Source organism: Pseudomonas sp. ME-P-057 (assembly GCF_030208975.1).
GTDB classification, from domain to species: domain Bacteria; phylum Pseudomonadota; class Gammaproteobacteria; order Pseudomonadales; family Pseudomonadaceae; genus Aquipseudomonas; species Aquipseudomonas lutea.
In genome coordinates this window covers 86,817-103,446 of sequence record NZ_JARVSX010000014.1, presented here as the reverse complement: position 1 = coordinate 103,446, position 16,630 = coordinate 86,817, and the positions used below count along the sequence as shown (strand labels likewise).

The following is a 16,630-nucleotide window of genomic DNA, read 5'->3' as shown; positions in this document are numbered from 1 at the left end:
AATGCAGCCGCATTCAGCCCTAAAAAACGATGTTCCGGTAGAACGCTTTCAGCGTATCAACGAATTCTTCGGAGAGTTTCGTGCGTGCCTGCGCCGAGGCCCACATGACGTAGGTGGGGAATAGAATCTGCGGCACAAACGGGCGGATGACGATATCCCGGTGCCGATAGTCACGCGCCACCAACGGGTGGGCGAGGGTGATGCCCATGCCCAGGGCCACCATCTCGCAGTTGATCGCGCTGTACTGCGCCTCCACCGTCATCACCCGTTCGACACCCGCCTGTTCGAACAATCCATCCACCAACGCTCGGGTACCGTCGCCGTGGCACAGCGACACAAAGGTTTCACCCTCCAGGTCGGTGAACGTGATCTGCTCGCGGCGGGCCAAAGGATGCGCGGCAGGCAGCACGCAAACGGCCGCCACCTCGCTAAGCAACTCGATCTGCTCACTGTCGACATCGCCCGGATGCACCACGATACCGACGTCGCAAAACTGCGACTTCACCCACTGCTCCACGGTGGGCGAGGAATTCACATGCAGCGACACGGTCAGCTCCGGCCGCGATTCGGTAAACGTCTTCAGCACCTGCGGGATCATGCTCAGACCCGTCGAGGGCACCGCCGCCACCCGCAAACGACCCGTGCCTAGATTGCGGATGTTCTTTGCTGACAGCTTGAGGCTGTCCAGCCCGACGTAGGCCCGCTCCACCTCCTGAAAGAACGCCTGACCCTCCTGAGTCGGAATCAGCCTGACCCCGGCGCGCTTGAACAGGGTCAACCCGGTGCTGAGCTCAAGCTGGGCAATCAATCGGCTGATGTTCGGCTGCGAGGTAAACATCACCTCGGCGGCAGCGGTCATGGAACCCAGGCGCATGACGCTGCGAAAGGCTTCGATCTGTCTCAGGTTCATGCTGCGCTCCATATCAAATATGAATAACTAAGGCGGATATCCGTATTTGACCACATGGATGAGCTGTCGCAATACTCGAACCAGCCACCCATAGCGCACATGAAGATGCGCCACCCCGCGACGGATTTCGCCGGGAGCATGCCCAGCGCATGCATGGCTTCGGGTCACGCCGAAGCGACTGACGCATTGTTCGATCTGCCCCATGCACTTCGGAGATAGTCTGTGAAAAGCCTTGATCATTCCCTCGCAGCACGACCGTTTCGTCCCTTCCACCGCAGCGCAGTGGCCATTGCCCTGACGCTGGCCGGCCTGAGCAGCACGCCGGCCTTCGCCGAGACCACGCTGTATGTGGCCGGTGTTGGCGGCTCTACCGAGCAGATGTACAAAAACCGTGTCATCCCCGCGTTTGAAAAACAGCACAACGTCAAGGTGGTGTACGTCGCCGGCAACTCGACGGAAACCCTGGCCAAGTTGCAGGCGCAGAAGGGTCGGCAGCAAATCAACGTGGCGATGATGGACGACGGCCCGATGTATCAGGCGTTGCAGATGGGCCTCTGCGAAAAACTCACCGACGCGCCCATCTACAAGGATCTCTATCCGCTGGCACGGTTGAGCCCGGAAGCCACCGGCATTGGCGTAGTGGCGACCGGCATCGGCTACAACGAAGAGGCGTTCAAAAAGCGCGGCTGGGCAGCGCCGGATTCCTGGGAAAACCTCACCGACCCCCGCTTCAAGCAACTGCTCGGTATGCCGCCGGTGACCAACACCTACGGCCTGCACACGCTGGTGGAGATGGCCCGACTGCGAGGCGGCGGGGAGAAGAACATCGACCCTGGCTTCAAGGCGCTCAAAGACGAAATCGGCCCGAACGTGCTGGCGTGGGTGTCGGCGCCGGGCGAGATGGACGGCATGATGCAGAACGGCGACATCGTCATGGCGGTGTACGGCAGCGGTCGGGCCGTGGCGTTGCAGGGCACCGGGTTTCCCTTGAAATTCATCTACCCGAAAGAAGGCGGCATCGCTCTGCAAGTCGCTGCCTGCAGCGTCACCCCCAATGCGCAGTCCGAACTCGCCCAGGCGTTCATTCAATATGTGCTGTCGCCTGAAGTGCAGGAGATCCAGGCCCGCGAGAATGGCTTCGCGCCGGTGAATCAGACCGTCGAGCTGCCAGACGATGTTGCCGCCCGCATGCCGTACGGGCCGGACAAGGTCAACGCGCTGATCAAGGTGGATTGGGACACCATCAACCAACAGCGCGGCGAGTGGACCACACGCTGGAACCGCACCGTCGAGCGCTAACGGTCGTTCCATCGTCGCGGTCATTCATTCGATCTTTCCAAGCATCCTTCCGGAGACGCAGGTTCGCCTGCGTGGCACGCCCATGGCATTTCTCACCCTTGAAGGCATCGTCAAGACCTACGGCTCGTTCAGGGCCATTGACGGTTTGAACCTGGAAGTCCGCCACGGCGAGTTCATCGCCTTGCTCGGCCCGTCCGGGTGCGGCAAGACCACCACATTGCAATCGATTGCCGGCTTCGTTCAGCCCACCGAAGGCCGCATTGTCCTCAACGGCCGCGACATCACCCACGTGCGCCCGGAACAGCGCGGCCTTGGCATCGTCTTCCAGAGTTACGCACTGTTCCCGCACATGACCGTGGCGCAGAACATCAGCTTCGGCCTGGAGATGCGCGGCGTGCCCAAGGCCGAGCGCAGCAAGCGGGTCGACGAAGCGCTGGCACTGGTGCGCCTGGCCGGGCTGGGCGAGCGTTACCCCAAAGCCCTGTCGGGTGGGCAGCGTCAGCGCGTGGCGATTGCCAGGGCATTGGCGATTCGTCCCAACCTGCTGCTGCTCGACGAGCCGATGTCCAACCTCGACGCCAAGCTGCGCGAAGAGATGCACATCGAACTTCGGGCCATTCAACGCGAGCTGGGCATTACCACCATTCTGGTGACCCACGATCAGGTCGAAGCGATGACCATGAGCGACCGCATCGCGGTGATGCAGAAGGGCCGTATCGTGCAGATCGACACCCCGTACGAAGCCTACGAGCGCCCGCATTCGCCATTCGCTTCGGCGTTTCTGGGCAAGACCAACGCGTTCGCCGGCGCCGTCCAGCTGCGCAACGATCGCTGCTGCCATGTGCAGGTGCAGGACACCCTGATGCACGTGCCCCACGAAGACCGCGCGCTGGGCAATGACGTCAATGTCTACATCCGCCCGGAAAAAATCCGCCTGGTGGCCGTGGGCAGCGGGCGTCTGGCGGGGCGTGTCAGGCTGCGGGTGTTCCTCGGCAATCTCTGGCTGATGGCGGTGGGGAGCCGTCTGGGGCTGGTACACATGACCCAGCCGAACCTGGGCACGCCGCCGCCGGAGGAGGGCAGCGAGGTCGGGCTGGACTGGTCGGACGATGATTTGCGTCTGCTGGATCGGGAGGTCGCCCATGGCCACGTATGACGCCGAACGGGTGGGCGTGGCGCCGTGGCTGCTCAGCGGGCCGGCGCTGCTGGTGTTTGTCGCGCTGCTGTTGGCGCCGCTGTTGCTGACCGCGGTGCTCTCGCTGAACCTGTTCAGCGACACTGAAGGCGTCATGCCTGCCTACAGCCCCGGCAACTACGTTGAGGTGTTCAAGGACGATTATTTCCACGAGATCTTCCTGCGCACAGGCGGCATGGCTCTGGCGGTCACGGTGCTGTGCGTACTGCTGGGCATTCCGGAAACCATCATCATTGCGCGCATGGCGCCGCGCTGGCGCTCGCTGTTTTTGCTGGTGGTGTTGGGCCCGCTGCTGATTTCAGTGGTGGTGCGCACCCTCGGCTGGGCCATCCTGCTGGGCAATAACGGCCTGATCAACGATGCGCTGCAAGCCCTGGGGATCACCGAGCAGCCGGTGAAAATGCTGTTTACCCAGGTCGGGGTGATCATCGCCCTGACCCACGTGCTGGTGCCGTTCATGGTCATTGCGGTATGGGCGACGTTGCAGCGCCTGGACTTGCAGGTGGAATGGGCGGGGCTCTCCCTCGGCGCGTCTCGGCTGACGGTGTTCCGTCGCATCATCCTGCCGCAGATCATGCCCGGCGTGCTGTCCGGCTCGATCATCGTCTTCGCCTTGGCAGCTTCTGCCTTTGCCACCCCGGCGATCATCGGTGGGCGACGCCTCAAAGTGGTCGCCACGGCCGCCTACGACGAGTTCCTCGGCACCCTCAACTGGCCCCTCGGCGCGGCCATCGCGATGCTGTTGCTGCTGGCCAACCTGATCATCATTCTGGGTTGCAGCAAGCTGGCCGAGCGCCGCTTCAAGCAAGTTTTCGAGTAGCCGACCATGCACAAGAACGGATTTTTCTCGCTGCTGTTCCATGCCCTGTTCGTGACCTTCATCGTGGCACCACTGGTGGTGGTGATGGCGATGGCGTTCACCAGCAAGGGTTACCTGTCGCTGCCCACCGAGGGCTTGTCGCTGCGCTGGTTCAGGGCGCTGGCCGAGAACCAGGAGATGCTCGATGCCTTCGCGCTGTCGATCAAGCTGGGCCTGGCCTCGGCGACCATTGCCGCGCTGCTGGCGATTCCCGCTGCACTGGCGATCAGTCGTTATGACTTTCCCGGGCGGGGCGCGGTAACCGGCTTTCTGCTGTCGCCGTTGATGATTCCGTCGGTGGTACTCGGCATTGCCTTTCTGCGCTTCTTCTCCCTGGCGCAGATCGGCGGATCGTTCTGGGCGCTGACCCTGACCCACGTCATCGTCGTGCTGCCCTACGCATTGCGTCTGACCCTGGCCTCGACCATCGGCCTGGAGCGTGACATCGAACAGGCTGCGCTGTCCCTGGGCGCCAGCCGCTGGACGGCGTTTTACCGCGTGGTGCTGCCGAGGATTCGCACTGGCGTGGTTGGCGGCTGGATGCTGGCGTTCATTCAAAGTTTTGATGAATTGACGATGACCGTGTTCGTCGCCACACCCGGCACCACGACGTTGCCGGTGGCCATGTACAACCAGATTTCCCAGACCATCGATCCGTTGATCACCGCAGTGTCAACGGTGCTGATCGTCGGCACGCTGCTGCTGATGTTGATATTGGACCGCATGGTCGGATTGGACCGGGTGTTGATTGGAGAAGGCAAATGAGCCAGAGCACACAACACGCCCTTCAACAGCGCGAACAGGGCGTCATTGAGTCCGACGTGATCGTGATCGGTGGCGGGTTGGTGGGCACCGCGGTGGCCTACGGCCTGGCGCGAGAAGGCGCCGACACGGTGGTGCTCGATCAGGGCGACGACGCGTTTCGCGCTTCGCGGGGTAATTTCGGGCTGGTGTGGGTGCAGGGCAAAGGCCACGATCTGCCGGATTACTCGCGCTGGACACGCTCTTCCGCCACGCGCTGGCCAGGCTTTGCCGAGGCGCTGATGGCCGACAGCGGGGTGGACGTGCAGCTCAGGCAGCCGGGTGGCTTTCATATGTGCTTCAGCGACGAAGAGATGCTCGAACGCCAGTCGCGCCTGCAAACGCTGCAGGACGCGCTGGGCGACTACCCGTTCCAGATGCTCGACGCTGCTGACCTCAAGGCGCGCCTGCCGTTGATCGGGCCCACCGTCGTCGGCGCCAGCTATACGCCTCAAGACGGTCACGTCAATCCGTTGAAGCTGCTGCGGGCGCTGCACACCTCGGCGCAAAACAAAGGCGCGCGCTTTTACAACGGCGTGCAGGTCGATCGTCTCGACGGCTCGGCGGGCGAGTTTTGCGTCACTGCGGGCAGTCAGCGCTTCGTTGCGCCGCGTGTGGTCCTCGCCGCTGGCTTGGGCAACCCAGGGCTTGCCCGGCAAGTGGGCTTGCATGCGCCGGTGGCGCCGAATCGCGGCCAGGTGCTGGTCAGCGAGCGGGTGCGGCCGTTTCTCGATCACCCGACCATCAACGTACGGCAGACCGACGAAGGCACGGTGCAGCTGGGCGATTCGATGGAGGAGGTGGGTTTCGATGACAACACTTCGACCCATGTGCTGGAGGCCATCGCCCGACGCGGCGTGGCGACGTTTCCGCTGCTGCGTGATGTGCGCCTGATTCGTGCCTGGGCCGCGCTCCGGGTCATGAGCCCGGATGGTTTTCCGATTTATCAGCAATCGGCCACTCACCCGGGCGCTTTCGTCGTGACCTGCCACAGCGGTGTGACCCTGGCCGCCGCACACGCCCTGCGCATTGCGCCATGGGTCATGGGCGGCGCGATGCCAGACGAGCTCGGGGTGTTTGCCGGCGAGCGGTTTTTGACTGACAAGGTGTTTTCCCATGCGCACTGATCCGCTGTTTCAACCGGTCATGAGTGAGGTCCGCTCGACGCGGACCGTCAGCCTGAGCTTCAACGATGAAACCCTCGAAGTGCCGGCGGGCATCAGTGTGGCGGCAGCGCTGCTGATGTCGGGCATCCATCGCTTTCGCGCCACGCCGGTCAGCGAATCCCCGCGCGCGCCGTATTGCATGATGGGGGTGTGTTTTGAATGCCTGGTCGAAATCGACGGCGCGCCCAATCGGCAGAGCTGCCTCATCGAGGTGGCGGACGGTATGCGTATCCGCTCACAGGAAGGCGCCCGGGACCTGATCTTCCAGCCTGTCAGCGTGCAAGCTGTCGAGGTGCAGTCATGAGCCATTCTGCAGTGGATGTGGTGGTCGTTGGCGCAGGTGCCGCCGGCATGGCGGGGGCCGTTGCACTGGCCGGGCTGGGCCTGCAGGTGGTGTTGCTGGACGAGCAGGGCAGTCCGGGCGGGCAGATTTACCGCGGCATCACCCTGGCGCCGTTGTCGCGGCGCGACCTGCTGGGCCCGGACTACGCCCACGGCAACGTGCTGGCGCAGGCATTGGCGTTGTCCTCGGTGCGTTATGAAAAAGGCGCCGCGGTGTGGCAGGTCACGCGGGACCATCAGGTCAGTTACTTGCGCGATGGGCGCCTGCACACCCTGCAGGCCAAAGCAGTGCTGCTGGCTACCGGGGCCATGGAGCGACCATTCCCGATTCCGGGCTGGACCTTGCCCGGTGTCATGAGCGCGGGCGCCGCGCAGATTCTGTTGAAAAGCGCCGGCCTTGCGCCGAGCGAACCGGTGGTGCTGGCTGGCTGCGGCCCGCTGCTGTATTTGCTGGGCTGGCAATACCTGCGCGCCGGTGTGCCGATCAAGGCGCTGGTCGACACCACCCGACCTGAGGATTACTGGCGCGCACGACGTCACCTGTTCGCCGCGCTGCGCGCCTGGCCGTATCTGCGCAAAGGTCTGGAGTTGATGCGCAGCCTGCGCAGCGCGCACATCCCTCACTACACAGCTGCCGAACAGCTGGCCGTGGAAGGCGACGAGGCTGCCACCGCGCTGACGTTCACCATCGCGGGCAAGGCGCAGCGTATCGACAGCCGCTGCGTGCTGCTGCATCAGGGCGTCGTGCCGAACATCCAGTTCAGTCAGTCATTGCGCGCACGGCATTACTGGGACGCGGATCAACTGTGCTTCAGCCCGGTGGTCGACGCATGGGGCGAGCTGGACGTGCCCGGTATTTTCGCCGCCGGTGACGGCGCCGGCATTGGCGGTGCGCAAGCCGCTGCGCTGCAGGGCGAGCTGGCGGGGCTAGGGATTGCCCGGCGCCTGGGGGCGATTGAACCGGGCCAGCGCGACCCGCGCGCCGCGACACTGCGCGAGCGGCTGGCGTTGAATCTGCGCATCCGCCCGTTTCTCGATGCGCTGTACCAGCCGCGGGAAGAGAATCGCATCCCCGCTGATAACGTCATGGTGTGCCGCTGCGAGGAGGTCACGGCGGGGGACCTGCGCAAATTTGTCGCGCTGGGCTGTGCCGGTCCCAATCAGGCCAAGTCGTTCGGCCGCTGCGGCATGGGGCCCTGTCAGGGCCGGATGTGCGGCCTGACGGTCACCGAAGTCATCGCCAAGGCTCGCGGCGTCACGGCCGAGGAGGTGGGGTACTACCGCATCCGTCCACCGATCAAGCCCATCACCCTGGAAGAACTGGCCGGTGACTGAAAAAGGCGGTCAACACAGCGACGTGCTGGTCATCGGCGGTGGCATCCACGGCTTGAGCACGGCCTTTCATCTGGCCCAAAGCGGCGTGGCGGTCACGGTGCTGGAAGCGGACTACTGCGGTCGCCACGCGTCGGGCGTCAATGCAGGTGGCGTGCGCACGCTTGGTCGCCACGACGCCGAAATCCCCCTGGCCCTGTCATCCCGTGCGCTGTGGCACGAGCTGGCGCAAACGCTGGGCGAAGATGGCGGTTTTGTGCCCAGCGGCCAGTTGAAGCTGGCCGAAACGCCCGCCGAACTGGAAGAGTGCCGGCAGCGTGTCGCCCACCTGCAACGCCTCGGTTACACCCATGAAGTGCTGGTAGACGAGCAAGAGGTTTTCGACATCATCCCGACCGTTGCCCGGCATGTGGTGGGCGGGATCTGGGTCAAGGACGATGGCTATGCCGTGCCTTACAAAACCGTGACCAGCTTCCGCCGCGCGGCGCAGCGGCTCGGCGTGAAGGTGCTGGAAACCACGCCGGCGCAGCGCATTGAACAACGCGGCAGCCGCTGGCAGGTCAGTACGCCCGCATGGGTATTCAGCGCCGAACATTTGGTCATCACCGCCGGTGCCTGGGCGCGCGAACTGGCCGAGCAGGTCGGCGAATCGGTGCCGGCTCACCCTGAAGGGCTGATGCTGATGGTCACTCATCGGGTTGCGCCGTTTTGTGCCCCGGTACTGGGCGCGACCGGTCGCTCACTGTCGTTTAAACAATTTGCCAACGGCACGGTGGTGATCGGCGGCAAACTGATCGGCACGGTGGATTTTCCGGGGCGTCACGGTGAAGTCGATCTCACCCGGCTGAGTATCAGCGCCCGTACGGTCACTGACCTGTTTCCCCATCTCAAACACTTGGGCGTCAACCGCATCTGGGCGGGCGTCGAGGCGTTCACGGCGGACGATTTACCCGTCATCGGGGCCAGCCGCAAGGCCAGTAACCTGAGTTATTCCTTCGGCTTCTGCGGCAGCGGCTTTCAGATGGGGCCTGGCACCGGCAAGCGTCTGGCCCAGCAGATCCTCGGCGAGCACTCCGATATTTCGCTGGACGCCTTTGATGTCGGCCGTTTCGCTGCCATGCCCGAGCTGACTGATATAAGGAGTGCCCACCTCACTCACCCAACCGATATTTCCCTGTCATCCCACTAGGAGTTACCCATGCTGGACATCAACCGTATCGAAACCAATCAACGCATGAGCCGCGTCGTGCAGTGCAACGGCTTCACCTTCCTTGGCGGGCAGACCGCGACGGATCGCACGCTGGACATCAAGGGGCAAACAGCGCAAGTGCTGGAGAAAATCGATAACTACCTGGCAAAAGCCGGCTTGGACAAGACGCGGATTCTCACCGCCCAGGTCTGGCTTTCGGACATCGCGGCGGATTTCGCGGGCATGAATGAAGTGTGGGATGCCTGGGCGCCGGAAGGGCATGCTCCGGCGCGGGCGACCGTTGAATCACGACTGGCTGCACCGGATTTGCTGGTGGAAATTACCGTGGTAGCCGCAGGCTGAATCAGGCGTTCATGCTGAATTGAACACTGCGCCGGGCCGGGGTTAGACCTGGGCCGGCGTTGTCACTTACGGGCTGACAGACGCTTCGGCGGAGTTGGTCACAAGATGGTTTTTGGTACTGCGTCGCTGTTGGGTCACGAGCACCTGCGGCACTGACGAACAGCGGTATCTGATGCCCTTCCTGGCGGGCATCATGGCAATGCTTTCAATGCATTCGGCGCGCGTCGAATAGGCGGTGGGCTGGTTCTCATCCAGGCAACCTTCCGCGCCGGAACACATGCTCATTACGACCATAAATATGCTCTTCATTGCTCACATTCCTTTCAGGCAAATCACGGCGAGGACAGCTCTTGTGGTGCCAAGTTTGAGGGCTGGTGCTGGCAGAAGGCAATGTGGTGGTCGTGCATTTCGTCGGGAATATGACGCTTTTTTGGATCCAGTGAAAATTCGGTCACGCGGGCCGTTGTTTATTTGACGCCAACTCTACTTAATCGTGCAGGTTGCCGTGCCAGGTTGCGTCTACCACGCGGGCGACAGCGCAGCCAACTCCGTATAGCGGGGAAGCGCAATCCCTGTAGCCGTTACGCAAGCAGACGCTTGGCGGGTCTACTATCCGGCCTGTGAAGCGGGATTCGTCAGGTACGCTCTTTCATCGGCAGGCGCTTGACCGAGTACGCGCGTTTCTCGTCCTCGGAGTTGTAGTAGACGTTCTGCGTGGTGCTGAGGCTGTTGTGACGCAAATCCACCTGCAGGTCTTTCATGTCCCGGTGCGGCGCGTCGAAGGTCGCCGAGGTGTGGCGCAGCCAGTGCAACGACGCGGCGCGCAGGCGGCCCACGTCTTCGTCCGGCCAGTGTTCGGCCTGCATGCGCTGCAGCGCGCGATCAAACACTTGCTGCAACAGCACGCGGATATGCCGGTCTGACAAGCCGGCGCGACCCCGCTGAGTGGCAATCAGGGGCGTGCTTTCACGAAAGCCGGGCAGGGGAGACAGGCCCTGATGCAGCCGCCAGCGTTTGAGGTAGTTCTCGACATAGTCGTCGCGCACGCTGATTTTGCCGGCCTTGTTTCCTTTGCCGACCACGTGATACCACCAATTGCCGGCGCCGTCCTTGCGCAGATCCCCCATGGTCGGCTTCCAGTTGTCTCGGCCGACCAGGTCGGAAACGCGCAGGTACATGGCAAAGATCGTCGCCACGATAAACAGGGTGCGCTCGTACCTCGGGTCCTCGGTGGCCAGCAGCTCTGCGGTCTCCAGCACGAAATCCCACTGCAGCGAGGTCAGGATGCGGGTGTCCTGATTGTCGGTGTTGCGTTCTTTGTATTTGCTCTTTTGCTTCACCGCGCGGAACGGGTTCTGCTCGCAAAAACCCTCGTCGATGGCATGCTGGAAGAAGCTGCCGCACACCGCGAAAATCTGCGCGATAGAGCCTTGCGCCAGTCGGTAAGCGTCCTGCTGGGCGGGACGGTTTTGCTCTTGAGCGCGCTTGCGTTCTTCTTTGGCGACGGTCTGGCTGAACGGGCGCCAGTCGGGGTTGAGCACAAAGGTATCGGTCGCGGTTTTTTTGCGCGCGCCGATGCGGTTGAAACGGGATTTCACCACCGGACCGACCCAGGCAGGGTCGGGCGCCAGGCAGAACTCCATGAAGCTCTCGGCCTGGGTGCGGCGCATGGCGAGCAGGGGCGTGCGGGATTTCACCAGCGTCCACAGCAGCAGGCGTTCGACATGAGTACGGTACGAGTTGAACGTGGACTCATTGCCGGCGTAGGACTTGAGAAAGCTGCGCACGGCGCGATAGCCTTCGATGGCTTGGATCTCGGCAGGGAATTGCTCCAGATATTCCCGGATAGCGGGGAGCTCTTCCTTTAAGGAGCTGAAATTGAGCTCGCCGAACTTCGCGTAGGTTTCGAACAGCGGATGAGGTGATGATGGCGCGGGCATGAGAATTCGCTTGCTGACAACGCGGGAGGTCGCCGCATGATCGTGCAGCTTGGGCCTATATGCAATATCCGGGTCTGACAGTTATCGGATATTGCATTTGTGGCGGGGGGTGTGCTAGTGCCGGGCGTTAAACCCTGGGCCCGATAAGCGATTGTTCCGGCTAGCTGAAGACTGTCCAGCGTTTAACGTTTTGTGAGCCGGCTGTTTTAGGTGAGCTGATTCACGCTAAGTGCCTGTTTCGATGGGTTTCTGCTAAGAAAGTACAACTATCCGCAGCTATGTTGGCTGCGCGCAACCCCGTATTTGCTGGGTTGGGTGGGTTTTGGGTTGCAAGGCTGGGCAACTGCGGTGGGTCAGCGAGGAGCTCTAGCTTGGCCGACTTATGTGGATGGCTCCCGGCCTAGATGTTAGGTGGCGGTCTCGGGAGGCCGGCTTGCTGCGGGCTGAGACGGATGCATTTGCCAGCCCGGGCCTGCGGTTGCCGTGCGCTTAGCTGATGTCGGGTACTCACATGATTGTCGTTGTAAAGAATGACTTTGGTTGACTATGCCCGAGCTTCAGACGGGACTGTCCCTGTGCATGATGATTGGCGATGCGCTGAAGACTCGGCCCTGATGAGTGGCCGTTAATGATTGATCAGCGTTATTAGAAAGCCACGCAGCAATCGACCAGTCGCTCAACGTGGTTGCGGTGTTCAGCAACTGACCGGATCTGTGTCATGCAGACGGAACGGCGCTGGTTGATCAGCGCCGATGTAGCGGTAACGAATGGCAGGAACATGCATGGCCGAGATCGAAGCCGCTTGGGTCGAGCACATTGAGATAGCCAGGATGAGGGTGCTGGGCGAGACGGACTCGAGAGCCCTGGTGAAATGCGCGCACCCAACCACCCTGATAACGAAACATCCTGTTACGCATAATGTATATTATGTTAAATTATGTGTCGGGCTTTGGTTGGTAGCGCGGTAACCGATACCTAAAATCAGATTTGCCTCTGATGATCGTACCGGCTGGACGCCAGTCACATACACCTCCTCCTCACACTGTCTCTGTAACCCGGCCATCTCATCGGGGCACTTGAAGGACGTAAGAGCAGACACCTCTGGTACAACCGTTACCCCCATCTCCTCAACATATCCAGCGAATCTGGCCAGCGCTTAACCGGTGCAGCTGATCGTAGAGGTCACGGTCTGGGTTGGTTTTATCGATGCAATCTCAGACAACAGGCTGACACGCCACTACGACCCGACTCCTTTGCTCAGCTCCACAAGGCTTGGGGTTAACATCGAGATGGTGCATCGACTGGAGGTTGAAGCATTCCCGGCTAAAGCCATTACCAGGCATCGCTTTTGCCTAACCACTACCCCGCCTCAATACTGGTTTTGTCGATCGTCGTCCGGTGTGAAGCTTGAGGCTTCATTCACCCGGACACGCCTGTGTCGATAGGGAATCCATGGCTGAAATCACCTGCATCGAAGACCTGCGCACGCTTGCGCGCAAACGCGTGCCGCGCATGTTTTACGACTACGTCGACGGCGGCTCGTGGACTGAATACACCTACCGCGCCAATGAAGCGGATTTTCAGCGCCTGGAGTTTCGGCAGCGCGTCGCATTCGACATTACCCGGCGCAGCACCGCTAGCGCGATGGTCGGGACTGCGGTCAGCATGCCGGTGGCCATCGCACCGACGGGGCTCACCGGCATGCAGCACGCTGACGGCGAGATTCTCGCGGCCCGTGCCGCGAAGACATTCGGCGTCCCGTTCACCCTCTCGACCATGAGCATTTGCTCGATTGAAGCAGTGGCCCAGGCGACCGAGCGTCACCCCTTCTGGTTCCAACTGTACGTGACCCGAGATCGGTCCTTCGTCGAAGATCTGATCGACCGCGCACGCAACGCCAACTGTTCGGCGCTGGTGGTGACCATGGACCTTCAGGTGTTCGGTCAGCGACACAAGGACAAGAAAAACGGGCTCTCCATACCGCCCAAACCGACCCTGGGCAACATTGCCAACATGCTCAGCAAACCGCGGTGGTGCCTGAACATGCTGCGCACCCGCAACCGCCAGTTCGGCAACATCGTTGGACACGCCAAGGGCGTGGACAACATCAGTTCACTGGCGGACTGGACCCGGGATCAGTTCGACCCGGGGCTGTCCTGGCAGGATGTGACGTGGATCAAGCAGCGTTGGGGCGGCAAGCTGATTGTCAAGGGCATTCAGGACCCTGAAGATGCGCGCCTGGCGGTCGAACACGGCGCTGACGCGGTCATCGTGTCCAACCACGGCGGACGGCAACTCGATGGCGCGGGCTCGTCGATTGCCGCGCTGCCGGCGATCGTTGACGCGATAGGCGATTACGCCGAAGTGCATCTGGATGGCGGCATTCGTTCGGGGCAGGATGTGCTCAAGGCCATTGCCCTTGGCGCCCGCGGAACCTACGTCGGGCGCGCCATGCTGTACGGGCTGGGCGCTCTGGGGGAACAAGGCGTGAGCACGGCGCTGGAACTCATCCGAAACGAGCTGGACCTGTCCATGGCGTTCTGCGGCAGGACTGACATCCGCGACGTGGACCACACCATTCTGCTCAACGGCTGAGCCCTGGACGGGCGGCCTGAGTCTGGCGCCAGCACCCGATGGGTGTGGCGCCAAGTCTTTGCGGGCCTCAATCGAGCAGTGAGCGATCGGCGTCGATCATCAACTGCTTCATTTCCTCAAAATGCCGACGGGAGAAATCGGTGATCCCCTCCCAGCCCTTTGCGGTCCTTTCAGCGACGTCGTCAGACAGCACCCGCAACGGCTGGCCAGTGGACCATGCCGTCACCAGAATCTGACAGGCACGCTCCAGGGTCCAGATGTCATCGAACGCTTCGCCGATGTTCGGCGCGATCACCATGACCCCATGGTTACCCATCAGCAATCGGCTTTTGCCATCCAGCAATCCGGCCAGGCGCTCCCCTTCCGCCTCAGTGTCAGCCATGCCACCGTACATGCCGTCCACGGCCACGCGATTGAAATAGCGCGCGGTGTTCTGGTCGATGGGCGGTATATGAGGGTTGGCCAGGCACGCCACGGCTGTGGTGTAGACCGGGTGCAGATGCAGGACCGCGCGCGCCTGCGGAAGGCGCTGGTGGATCTGTCCGTGAATCGACCAGGCCGTCGAGTCCACTTCCGGGTGATCGGCACTGGCCGGGTCGTCTGCGTCCAGGATCAGCAGGTCACTGGCGCGGATGCGCGAGAAGTGTTTCCACTTCGGGTTGATCAGAAACTTTTTGCCATCAGCCGAGACCGCGGCACTGAAATGGTTGGCCACCGCTTCGTGCATGCCCAGGTGGGCAATGATACGAAAGGTCGCCGCCAGATCGATGCGCGCCTGCTTCTCGACTGCCTGTTCTTCAAGTGTTAACGCCATCAGTCTTTCTCCGCAGGGCGTGACCGCATTCAGAGGCGGTCACACGCTATAGGCTGGTATCAGGGCTTGGGCATCAGGGTCGCGATGTCTTCGTCGGTCGGTGCCTGGAAGTTGTATTTCTTCATCAGGGCGGCGTACTCAGGGGTGACGCGGTATTTATTTAGCGCCTCGACCAGCCCGTTCTTGACTGCGTCGTTGCCCTTCTTCACGCCCCAGCCGTTGAGCACCGGGTAGATCAGCGTGTCGGAGGAAATCACCACACGATTACCGAGTTTCTCGACCACACCACGGGCCACGGCCGCGTCAGTGATCTGCGCGTCGACAGCGTGCGCGAGCATCGCCTGAGTGGTTTGCGGGTCAGTGGCGTATTCACTTATTGCAATGGGCTGCAAACCGTTCTTCACGCAGTACTCATCGGACAGTTTGTGCATCTGCTGCAACCAGGCGGTCGCGGCCATCGAGCCGATCTTGTGGCCGCAGAAATCTTCAGGACGCTTGGGCTGGAACTCGGCACCCTTGAGCGCCAGGATCGATTCGCCGCTTTTGAGGTACGGGATCATGTCGATGACTTTCAGCCGTTCGGCGGTGACGTACATCGAGGAGTTGGTGAGGTCGAAGCGGCCGCCCTGCAAACCCGTGATCAGGTTCGGAAAGCGCGTGTCGAGGGTTTCGACCTTGCGCCCCATGACCTTGCCCAGACCGTCGAGAAATTCGATGTCGAAGCCGGCCGGGCGGTTGTTGTCCATGTATTCGTAGGGGAAAAACGTGACGTCGGAACCGGCAATGATCTTGCCGTCCTGTTGAAAGGCCGAAGCCGCCAACGAGGTCACTGCAACCGCTGCGCCCATCAGGCTCAGGGCGATAGGACGAACAATCTTGTGCAACGCTGTCATGGTGTATCCCCGCAAGGTTTAAGAAGTCAGGCAGTGGCTAGGTCTTGTCCGGCTTGCTGCACAAAGAAAGAGGCGCCACGTGGCTTCTGCGGCAAGCGCATCTGGTTAGCCGTGGAGCGCACGAGGCCGCTTTCCTGACCGGCCACCATCAGGCCGGAATGCTCGCTGGGCAGGGGGTTGTCGCCGAATGGCAGCGCGTCTTCAGCGGCATACACGCCGATGAACAGCGTGCGCGGCAGTTCGGTCTCGTTAGCGCTTGAAGCGTGCAGTAAACGGGTGTGCATGAAGCACACGGAACCGGCAGGGCCGAAACAGGCGACCGGCTCCCGGCAATGCTCCTCGACCACCTGATCATCCACTGCGCCGGTGAAGCGCTGATCGTGCCAGTGCGACCACAGAGGGCCTTTATGGCTACCGGGGATAACGTTCAGCGGGCCGTTTTGTGGCGTGACCTCGCTGATCATCAACAAGGCAGTGACGATGTCATCGTTACTGTGCGGCGTGAACAGGAAATCCTGGTGCCACTTCACCTGAGTGGCGGTGTGCGGCAGTTTGGAATTGATCTTGCTGTGGTGAAAACGCGTGCCGCCGCCACCGATCAGCTGCGCAGAGATTTGCGCCATCCGCGATTGCAGTGCGACGCGCCGATAAGCCGGTGAAATCTCGGTCGGCGAACTCACCCGACGCAACGAAGGATGATCGGCGCGGTGGTCGCCTTCGAGGTCAAAGCGCAAACGGCCATCGATGGTTTCGCCCCAGCCCTGTTGGTGAGCGCGACTGTCTTCCACCCATTGATCGAAGTCGTGCTGCAAGGCCGCTACTTCGTCTGCCGCCAGCACCCCTTCCACTACCAGAAAGCCGTTCCGCTGGAACTGCTCAACCTGCGACTGCTCGATCATGTTTTTACCTTCCTGTAACTCGCACGATAAAAG

16 protein-coding genes are annotated in these 16,630 nt (G+C 61.8%); 10 read left to right on the top strand and 6 right to left on the bottom strand.

Annotated elements, in window-relative coordinates:
* Positions 1 to 19: 19 nt before the first annotated feature.
* Positions 20 to 910 (bottom strand): LysR substrate-binding domain-containing protein, encoded by an 891-nt coding sequence (locus tag QRN48_RS07425; RefSeq protein WP_285349769.1) that lies wholly within the window; start codon positions 908 to 910, stop codon positions 20 to 22.
* 222 nt (positions 911 to 1,132) lie between these two features.
* Here QRN48_RS07425 and QRN48_RS07420 point away from each other — a divergent pair, with 222 nt between their 5' ends.
* From QRN48_RS07420 to QRN48_RS07380, 9 genes are all read left to right on the top strand, one after another.
* On the top strand, positions 1,133 to 2,209 hold the full coding sequence (locus QRN48_RS07420; protein ID WP_285349767.1) for an ABC transporter substrate-binding protein: 1,077 nt from the start codon (positions 1,133 to 1,135) through the stop codon (positions 2,207 to 2,209).
* Positions 2,210 to 2,291: 82 nt separating this feature from the next.
* Entirely contained in the window at positions 2,292 to 3,365 is a 1,074-nt protein-coding gene (locus QRN48_RS07415) for an ABC transporter ATP-binding protein (protein WP_285349765.1), read from the top strand.
* The gene (locus QRN48_RS07410; RefSeq protein ID WP_285349763.1) at positions 3,352 to 4,224 is read left to right on the top strand and encodes an ABC transporter permease; all 873 of its coding nucleotides are present in this window, start codon (positions 3,352 to 3,354) and stop codon (positions 4,222 to 4,224) included. Before QRN48_RS07415 ends, QRN48_RS07410 begins: the two co-directional genes overlap by 14 nt.
* 6 nt (positions 4,225 to 4,230) lie before the next feature.
* Complete coding sequence (locus QRN48_RS07405; RefSeq protein WP_191943235.1) at positions 4,231 to 5,028, top strand: ABC transporter permease; 798 nt, start codon at positions 4,231 to 4,233, stop codon at positions 5,026 to 5,028.
* Complete coding sequence (locus tag QRN48_RS07400) at positions 5,025 to 6,191, top strand: NAD(P)/FAD-dependent oxidoreductase (protein ID WP_285349760.1); 1,167 nt, start codon at positions 5,025 to 5,027, stop codon at positions 6,189 to 6,191. Before QRN48_RS07405 ends, QRN48_RS07400 begins: the two co-directional genes overlap by 4 nt.
* On the top strand, positions 6,181 to 6,534 hold the full coding sequence (locus QRN48_RS07395; protein ID WP_191943233.1) for a (2Fe-2S)-binding protein: 354 nt from the start codon (positions 6,181 to 6,183) through the stop codon (positions 6,532 to 6,534). Before QRN48_RS07400 ends, QRN48_RS07395 begins: the two co-directional genes overlap by 11 nt.
* Positions 6,531 to 7,907 carry an FAD-dependent oxidoreductase gene (locus QRN48_RS07390; protein ID WP_285349759.1) on the top strand — a complete coding sequence of 459 codons (1,377 nt, stop codon included), beginning with the start codon at positions 6,531 to 6,533 and terminating at the stop codon, positions 7,905 to 7,907. The genes QRN48_RS07395 and QRN48_RS07390 overlap by 4 nt, the downstream gene beginning before the upstream one ends.
* On the top strand, positions 7,900 to 9,093 hold the full coding sequence (locus QRN48_RS07385) for an NAD(P)/FAD-dependent oxidoreductase (protein WP_285349757.1): 1,194 nt from the start codon (positions 7,900 to 7,902) through the stop codon (positions 9,091 to 9,093). Before QRN48_RS07390 ends, QRN48_RS07385 begins: the two co-directional genes overlap by 8 nt.
* Positions 9,094 to 9,102: 9 nt before the next feature.
* The gene (locus tag QRN48_RS07380) at positions 9,103 to 9,456 is read left to right on the top strand and encodes a RidA family protein (protein ID WP_285349755.1); all 354 of its coding nucleotides are present in this window, start codon (positions 9,103 to 9,105) and stop codon (positions 9,454 to 9,456) included.
* 66 nt (positions 9,457 to 9,522) lie between these two features.
* Here QRN48_RS07380 and QRN48_RS07375 read toward each other — a convergent pair whose 3' ends face one another.
* A complete protein-coding gene (locus QRN48_RS07375; protein ID WP_191943229.1) occupies positions 9,523 to 9,765 on the bottom strand; it encodes a hypothetical protein in 243 nt (80 codons plus the stop codon).
* Positions 9,766 to 10,091: 326 nt separating this feature from the next.
* Positions 10,092 to 11,396: a tyrosine-type recombinase/integrase gene (locus QRN48_RS07370; RefSeq protein ID WP_285349752.1), complete on the bottom strand. Its 1,305-nt coding sequence runs from the start codon at positions 11,394 to 11,396 to the stop codon at positions 10,092 to 10,094.
* 1,452 nt (positions 11,397 to 12,848) lie between these two features.
* On the opposite strand from QRN48_RS07370, the gene QRN48_RS07365 reads away from it, so the two are divergent.
* The gene (locus QRN48_RS07365; protein ID WP_285349751.1) at positions 12,849 to 13,991 is read left to right on the top strand and encodes an alpha-hydroxy acid oxidase; all 1,143 of its coding nucleotides are present in this window, start codon (positions 12,849 to 12,851) and stop codon (positions 13,989 to 13,991) included.
* Positions 13,992 to 14,058: 67 nt separating this feature from the next.
* Here the strand turns inward: QRN48_RS07365 and QRN48_RS07360 are convergent, their stop codons facing one another.
* Genes QRN48_RS07360 through QRN48_RS07350 form a run of 3 tightly spaced genes read right to left on the bottom strand, consistent with a single transcriptional unit; the run spans position 14,059 to position 16,597 of the window.
* The gene (locus tag QRN48_RS07360; protein WP_285349749.1) at positions 14,059 to 14,805 is read right to left on the bottom strand and encodes a class II aldolase and adducin N-terminal domain-containing protein; all 747 of its coding nucleotides are present in this window, start codon (positions 14,803 to 14,805) and stop codon (positions 14,059 to 14,061) included.
* Positions 14,806 to 14,864: 59 nt separating this feature from the next.
* Positions 14,865 to 15,698: a transporter substrate-binding domain-containing protein gene (locus QRN48_RS07355; protein ID WP_285349748.1), complete on the bottom strand. Its 834-nt coding sequence runs from the start codon at positions 15,696 to 15,698 to the stop codon at positions 14,865 to 14,867.
* Positions 15,699 to 15,724: 26 nt separating this feature from the next.
* Positions 15,725 to 16,597, bottom strand: a complete 873-nt coding sequence (locus QRN48_RS07350) for a phytanoyl-CoA dioxygenase family protein (RefSeq protein ID WP_285349747.1) — start codon at positions 16,595 to 16,597, stop codon at positions 15,725 to 15,727.
* Positions 16,598 to 16,630: the final 33 nt, after the last annotated feature.

Excerpts from the sequence above, each read along its gene's own strand:
- QRN48_RS07390 (WP_285349759.1), top strand. The coding sequence starts at position 6,531 with ATGAGCCATTCTGCAGTGGATGTGGTGGTCGTTGGCGCAGGTGCCGCC.
- QRN48_RS07400 (WP_285349760.1), top strand. The coding sequence starts at position 5,025 with ATGAGCCAGAGCACACAACACGCCCTTCAACAGCGCGAACAGGGCGTC.
- QRN48_RS07365 (WP_285349751.1), top strand. The coding sequence starts at position 12,849 with ATGGCTGAAATCACCTGCATCGAAGACCTGCGCACGCTTGCGCGCAAA.
- QRN48_RS07405 (WP_191943235.1), top strand. The coding sequence starts at position 4,231 with ATGCACAAGAACGGATTTTTCTCGCTGCTGTTCCATGCCCTGTTCGTG.
- QRN48_RS07410 (WP_285349763.1), top strand. The coding sequence starts at position 3,352 with ATGGCCACGTATGACGCCGAACGGGTGGGCGTGGCGCCGTGGCTGCTC.
- QRN48_RS07370 (WP_285349752.1), bottom strand. The coding sequence starts at position 11,396 with ATGCCCGCGCCATCATCACCTCATCCGCTGTTCGAAACCTACGCGAAG.
- QRN48_RS07415 (WP_285349765.1), top strand. The coding sequence starts at position 2,292 with ATGGCATTTCTCACCCTTGAAGGCATCGTCAAGACCTACGGCTCGTTC.
- QRN48_RS07350 (WP_285349747.1), bottom strand. The coding sequence starts at position 16,597 with ATGATCGAGCAGTCGCAGGTTGAGCAGTTCCAGCGGAACGGCTTTCTG.
- QRN48_RS07355 (WP_285349748.1), bottom strand. The coding sequence starts at position 15,698 with ATGACAGCGTTGCACAAGATTGTTCGTCCTATCGCCCTGAGCCTGATG.
- QRN48_RS07425 (WP_285349769.1), bottom strand. The coding sequence starts at position 910 with ATGAACCTGAGACAGATCGAAGCCTTTCGCAGCGTCATGCGCCTGGGT.
- QRN48_RS07380 (WP_285349755.1), top strand. The coding sequence starts at position 9,103 with ATGCTGGACATCAACCGTATCGAAACCAATCAACGCATGAGCCGCGTC.
- QRN48_RS07375 (WP_191943229.1), bottom strand. The coding sequence starts at position 9,765 with ATGAAGAGCATATTTATGGTCGTAATGAGCATGTGTTCCGGCGCGGAA.
- QRN48_RS07360 (WP_285349749.1), bottom strand. The coding sequence starts at position 14,805 with ATGGCGTTAACACTTGAAGAACAGGCAGTCGAGAAGCAGGCGCGCATC.
- QRN48_RS07395 (WP_191943233.1), top strand. The coding sequence starts at position 6,181 with ATGCGCACTGATCCGCTGTTTCAACCGGTCATGAGTGAGGTCCGCTCG.